General features: G+C 42.5%; 7 protein-coding genes. All 7 read right to left on the bottom strand.

Annotation, left to right across the window (positions count from 1 at the left end):
• Nucleotides 1-471: ATP-dependent metallopeptidase FtsH/Yme1/Tma family protein (locus M313_RS0116755; protein WP_010197941.1), on the bottom strand; the 471-nt coding region annotated here is incomplete at its 3' end.
• An 85-nt stretch (nucleotides 472-556) separates the two neighbouring features.
• Nucleotides 557-1,105: a hypoxanthine phosphoribosyltransferase gene (gene hpt, locus M313_RS0116750; RefSeq protein WP_010191424.1), complete on the bottom strand. Its 549-nt coding sequence runs from the start codon at nucleotides 1,103-1,105 to the stop codon at nucleotides 557-559.
• A complete protein-coding gene (gene tilS, locus M313_RS23910) occupies nucleotides 1,102-2,523 on the bottom strand; it encodes a tRNA lysidine(34) synthetase TilS (RefSeq protein WP_010191420.1) in 1,422 nt (473 codons plus the stop codon). The genes hpt and tilS overlap by 4 nt, the downstream gene beginning before the upstream one ends.
• A gap of 142 nt (nucleotides 2,524-2,665) precedes the next feature.
• A complete protein-coding gene (prkT, locus tag M313_RS0116740; RefSeq protein WP_010191418.1) occupies nucleotides 2,666-3,700 on the bottom strand; it encodes a serine/threonine protein kinase PrkT in 1,035 nt (344 codons plus the stop codon).
• Nucleotides 3,666-4,403, bottom strand: coding sequence for a vWA domain-containing protein (locus M313_RS0116735; protein ID WP_010191415.1), 738 nt, complete (start codon nucleotides 4,401-4,403; stop codon nucleotides 3,666-3,668). Before M313_RS0116735 ends, prkT begins: the two co-directional genes overlap by 35 nt.
• A gap of 88 nt (nucleotides 4,404-4,491) precedes the next feature.
• Nucleotides 4,492-4,956, bottom strand: a complete 465-nt coding sequence (locus M313_RS0116730) for a hypothetical protein (RefSeq protein ID WP_010191413.1) — start codon at nucleotides 4,954-4,956, stop codon at nucleotides 4,492-4,494.
• Nucleotides 4,957-5,995, bottom strand: a 1,039-nt coding sequence (locus M313_RS23905; RefSeq protein ID WP_010197940.1) for a SpoIIE family protein phosphatase, incomplete at its 5' end; no start/stop codon positions are given. It lies immediately after the preceding gene.

Here is a 5,995-nt window from a genome sequence, read left to right as displayed (position 1 = left end):
CTCTTCGCTATACAGCTTTGCCTTACTTTTACCAAAGTTCATGACACGACTTCCGCCGCCCTGTGCTTGATTAAGTAAGAAGAAGAATAAGATAAAGATAATGACAAAAGGAATGATGGAAGTAAAGAAGGTTACCCAACCGCTTGTTTCTTCCGCCGGGTCAACTGTCATTTGAATGTTTTGTTCTTCTGCAATGTTTTCCACGCGCTCTAGAGCACTGGCACTATTCGGGAAGACCGTTACAAATGTCTCTCCTTCTTTAGCGCCTTCCAACTTACCGCGTGCTTCATACACCGAACGCGTTGGTTGGATGGTGAATTCCTCCACCTTATTTTCTTCAAGATTCTGGATGAATGTATTATAGGTGATCGGTTTTTCGCTCGTGTCAGGGCTATTGAAAAAGCTCACAACACCAATGACCACTAAAAATATTAATAAATAAAAGATGGTATTACGAAATATTCTGTTCATCCCTTACCTCCTCCCACGATAGCCAAACTAAACCAATAGTAACATAGTAAATTAATCCAATTCAAGGAATCTGTATTGGGATAGCTTATTCTTCTACGTTAGAATAAATTTCTGGTTTCAATACTCCGATATACGGAAGGTTACGATATTTTTCAGCATAATCAAGGCCATATCCTACAACGAACTCATCTGGTACGATGAACCCAACATAGTCAGCTGTGATATCGGCTTTTCTTCCACTTGGTTTATCAAGCAGAGTAACAATCTTGATGGATTTCGCTTTACGGTAGCGGAATAGTTCCACTAGGTAGCTTAACGTTAAGCCACTGTCGATGATGTCCTCAATAATAAGGATGTCTCTTCCTTCTACTGAAGTATCCAAGTCTTTTAGGATTTTCACTTCACCAGAGGAAACAGTGGAGTTTCCGTAGCTTGAAACGTCCATGAAATCCATTTCCAAATATGTATCCATACGTTTGATAAGGTCGCCCATGAAAGGCATTGCGCCTTTTAATACGCCGATTGCCAAAGGAAAACGGTCACTGTAGTCCTCTGTTAATTGTGCACCTAATTCTCTAACCTTTACTTGAAGCTCTTCTTCACTAAAGAGTACTTTTTCGATATCTTTGTTCATTTCTTTGTTGCCTCCCAAACTTTTTGACTCGTCTTGCATGTTAATACTAAAACAGGACCCACCATTTCCTCTGTTGCTTCAAAAGTAGAACGTTTAAGCATGGGCATCCATAAAATCTCTTGGTTGGCATCGACAATTAAAGGCCATGTATCTCGTTGTTGTAGAGGAATTTTGCCTTCAATAAAGATGCTTTTGATTTTTTTGGAGCCGTTTGTCCCCTTCAGCTTAATTCGATCCCCGTCAAGACGGGTTCTTGCATATAGTGGAAGGGTGACTTTCGATAAATCGATCACTGCTTGATTTTCTTTGACATTTTGAGGTTTATCTTGTGTCCAAATCTCGCTGGTGATCATAAAATCGGTTGGCAGCTTCACATAACCAGGGACTTCAAGCAGATGCTTGTAGGCTTTATCACATTCATCCTTATCAAATGTCAATATGCATTCATTATAGGATTTGATAACCTGTAAGCCATTTGGGAAATGCAGCCTTCCAGAAGGGTGTTCACTTTCCAATAAGGATAATAAATTATCAATATGTATAGAGGAAAGAGATGGAGGAATTTCATTATTATAGAGATAGTTTAATATTAGTTGAATCCCTCGCCTTTGTAAAGGTTTAGCCATGAAAAGCAAAGGTTTTCTGTCCAATACCACCCTATCGTTCTCTTTACTCTTAATAACGTCAATCCATTCCTTTTCCATTAATGCCCCTATGTATTGTTCACTTTCTTGTATCTGCTCGCTGAAAGCTTGGAACCTCTGATGAAGCCCGGGAAATTCCTCCTTCAAAATGGGCAGAATGTGATGCCGCAGCCTGTTTCTTCTGTATGCGTCCTTGTCATTGCTTGGATCATGCCTGTATGGTACTTCATTTGCTTTTAGATATTCCATGATTTCAGACTTTGTGACTGTCAAGAACGGCCTTACGATTACGCCAGCTCCAAAAGTCCGTTTTGGAAGAATGCCGGCATGTCCACTCATCGATGATCCTCTTCCAAGTCTCATCAGAATGGTTTCCACCTGATCGTCTGCATGATGACCGAGCGCGAGAACGTCAGCTCGATATTTCCTCATCACTTTTTCATAAAAAGCATAGCGACATTCTCTAGCTGCAACTTGAACGGAGAGCTTCTTCTCATTTTGATAGGCAGACACATCTATTTGTTCTGCTTCAAATAGAATTTCCCTCTTTTCACATTGCTCCTTCACAAAATCCATATCCTCTTCGGATTCCGCTCCTCGGAACATATGATCGACGTGTGCTACCACCAGCTTTAAGCGTTTAGCTTCTTTAATGGAATCCAAATAATGAAGCAAACCCATGGAATCTGCTCCGCCACTGACACCAACCACCACAGTCGAGTGGGATGGCAGCAAGTCAAATTTATCTATGAATGTCGAGACAGTTTCCCACATAAAGTGTACCCATTCCTTTAATCTACGCGTATAATTTCTATTTTATCCTACCATTTGACTTCTTCTCCTGCAAAAATAGATGCTTATCCAAAAACATCCATACTGCTTTATACCCTCAAACACATCCTCAAAACGCTTATTCCTACATTATCTGGCCGTATAAATAGAAGAAATATGCAAACAGTATGACCGATAACAGCACGGCAGTTTCCATCCACCCTTTACTTGATTTTGTAGGAACTGGCTGCCTTTGTGTACTGGTACCGCTTCTAGCGGCACGACTCGTACTTGCAGCAGGTCCTTGTTTGACCTTGTTAGTTACTGGACGCTGTGCCGCCCCACTTTGAGAGGCGCTTGAGTTTCGTTGGCTCATGACAGAAAGCATCCCACTTTTCATTTCCTGTGCAGAGGAATATTCACCAGCTAACGCTCTCATCAGGACAACTTTATACCTTTTCAGCCAAGCTTCTTTGTCAATCTGCTCTTCCAACTGCTTGCGTCCGCTTTCCCCATTCTTTTGGAACTGTTTTGGGTAACAGATATGTATCATGATCATCGCCACAGCAAAAAGATCGTACGTAGCTTCTGCCTTTCTAGATCCCAGTCCCCAATACCCGCGATCAAAAAACTCCGTGAATTCTTTAATCGCCCGGCCATGCTGGGTTGTTCCACCGACATCTACAAGACGTACCTTAGGAGGGGTTGACGTCACAATGAGATTATCTGGTTTCAGATCTCCAAACACCCAACCCTCTTTATGGAGCGTTTCAAGATCTGTAAGTAATTGAAGAATCAAAATACCTGCCCACTCCATCCCTCTCTTCTGTACAAAAGAGAGAAGAGGCTCCCCTTCCAGGTATTCCATGACATAGAAGGAGAAAGATTGTTTTCCCCTCAATTGCTCCCAATCATCGACATCTAACAAAGAAGGCCCCAGGGAGAACCCTCGGACCTTCGAAAAATGACGCAGGACATTAACCTCAGAAGTGATGGACATGCTGTTTTCACTTATTTTTAATGCAGCTAATCCCTTTGAACTCCTGGTTAGATATACATACCCCGTCGCACCGTACCCGAGTGTTCTGACAATGGTGTATCTTTCTTTATGCCATTTTCCGATAATGGTCGTCCCATGAGGCAGATTACCTACCGGATTCTTCATAGTATTGTTCATCATCGGAAATCATGCTCCTCAGGTTACGTGTTTCTTTAAAATAAGGAATGGCTTCTTGAATGGCAGGACCTGTTGGTGTGATCCCACCTGTCGATAGTTTTGGAAAAATACTGGACAGCGATTCCAATCTCGGTGTCCAATCTAAGATCTTCTCCACTTCTTGGCGTTTTCCCGGGAAAACAAAGGCTGAAAACTGGTTATCACCAATTCTTGCATTCAAGCTCAGTGCCAAATCCAAAAGTGCTTCCTTGACGGTTGGAAGCTTGGACTTCATGCTAGCACTAGTATCAACAAGAATCAGCACCTGCAGGGAAACCGTTTCACCCAGTTCATCCACCACTTCCATCACTTCGCCGCGTTTCTCCGGCGGAAGGTCCTCCATGGAAGTTTCGGAACCCAATATTTGTTGAAGCTCCTTATTAATAACCCCCTGTAAAGTTTGGGTCATCGCTTTTCTGGTCACCATCTGGACTGTCTGAGATAAGTTCTTGGCATACACAATTTGACTGACGCCGCCACCAGACATTGCGATCCCCTCTATCTCTTGCATTCCTCTTTCATCTATCGTATCCTCATCCATCACCCCAATAACATTTACTGTAATACCCTGCTCCTTCGCAAGAGCTGCCATGGCAATTGGGTCGTCCCCTGAATTTGAGCATCCATCTGTAATTAATAAAATTTGTTTTAACGTTCCTTTATACACGTTTCGTCCCCTCCTAATGCGTATAATTTACATTAGCCATCATGGACGAAACAGACTTAATTTATACCTTTTGTACGCAATTTACCTTCTAAGAGGTATTCACCCCAACCACTTCCTTTTTACTCATTAATGATAGGGCAAACTTGAACTCTGCTAGTAGATAGATTGGCAGTTTAGCGAGTTGGCCTATTCGTTCCTTCCCGGACACGGGTTCATTCGGCATTGCTGACAGAATCGTTTCTTTTCCACTCTCGTTCGTTGCTTTCATTCTGGATAAAAGACTAATCTCTTTATCCATCACACTTCGGGCAATCACTGCCAGTGAATTCATCTTTCTCCTCATCACGCTTCCAGCATTACCTAATTGGTTGGCCCCTCTTCCCAGCATGATCTCTGCCGTGCTTGCAAGCTTCAGAGCTTTTCTCCCCAGCATTTTCTTAGGAGCAACGGAAACCACACCAACATTTTTACTCTCCATTACCTCCACAAGCTCACGACGGCCACCCATTTCCTTCACAAGACCCGTTACCATTTTAGATAAAATTCTCAACATTTAAAGCGCCTCCTTCATTCCTTGGTTTTTGGATAAATAGTGATAGGCAGGAATGGCTGCCCATTTCGGAATATTCCTCTCTATTTTTGCTACCACAACCGTCATATCGTCTTGGATCTGACCAGATCTTGTTCGAATGACCTCCTCCATAATGATATCTGCCATTTCTTGCGGGTCGTCCGTTCTGATTTCGGATACTTTTCGCTTCATCCACAAATCATAGTTCTCTACATGCTTTGGTCCTTCAAAAATTCCGTCGCTCATCATAATGAGAAGATCACCAGCTTTCAACTGGGAACTCACGACGTCCACATCGAATTCTTGAATGATGCCCATTGGTAGATTACTTGCCTCAATTTTAATTACTTTATCTCCCCTCTTCACAAAACTTGGAGTCGAACCAACTTTCAAAAACTTAGCAGAAGCATCTTGAAGATCAATCATTGCTAGATCGAGCGTCGTAAAAATCTCATCGGTCGTCCTTAATGATAGGACCGAGTTTACCGATTTGATTGCTACTTTTTCTTTGATTCCAGACTGTAGAATCTCTTGAAGCAACTTTAATGTCTCTTTACTTTCATAGTGCGCGCGCTCACCATTTCCCATCCCGTCACTAATGGCAATGGCGTATTTTCCATGTCCTAACTCTATTGTGGAATAGCTATCCCCCGATATCAGTCCTCCTCCTTTTGCGGCATGCGCAACGCCTGTGTCGACTACAAACGCTTTTGCAGAGCCGAATGATACATGACAGTAACCATTGTTATCCGCATTACACTCTTCTTTTTTAACAATAATGTTCTCTCGCAATATATCTGAAAGCATCGGAGCAATGAGTTTTTCACACTCACCCCGCCCTTCGCAGTATGGAACTGTCATTTCAATATCCACATTCCCCTGCTCGACGCTGTAAATTTCGACTTGTTCAATTTCAATTCCGAATGCTTGGAGGGCATCTAGTATCTGATCTTCCTGAACATAATGATTCTCCCTCTCTCGCTGAATCTCCCTTGCAAAATCCTCCATCACTTGTGAAACT

It is taken from the genome of Bacillus sp. m3-13, from assembly GCF_000175075.1.
Taxonomy (GTDB): domain Bacteria; phylum Bacillota; class Bacilli; order Bacillales; family Bacillaceae_I; genus Sutcliffiella_A; species Sutcliffiella_A horikoshii_C.
The sequence above is the reverse complement of the archived record's forward strand: the minus strand, read 5'-3'. Positions and strand labels throughout refer to the sequence as shown.

Coding starts and splice junctions, on each gene's coding strand:
- hpt (WP_010191424.1), bottom strand. CDS start 1,105: ATGAACAAAGATATCGAAAAAGTACTCTTTAGTGAAGAAGAGCTTCAA.
- tilS (WP_010191420.1), bottom strand. CDS start 2,523: ATGTGGGAAACTGTCTCGACATTCATAGATAAATTTGACTTGCTGCCA.
- prkT (WP_010191418.1), bottom strand. CDS start 3,700: ATGATGAACAATACTATGAAGAATCCGGTAGGTAATCTGCCTCATGGG.
- M313_RS0116730 (WP_010191413.1), bottom strand. CDS start 4,956: ATGTTGAGAATTTTATCTAAAATGGTAACGGGTCTTGTGAAGGAAATG.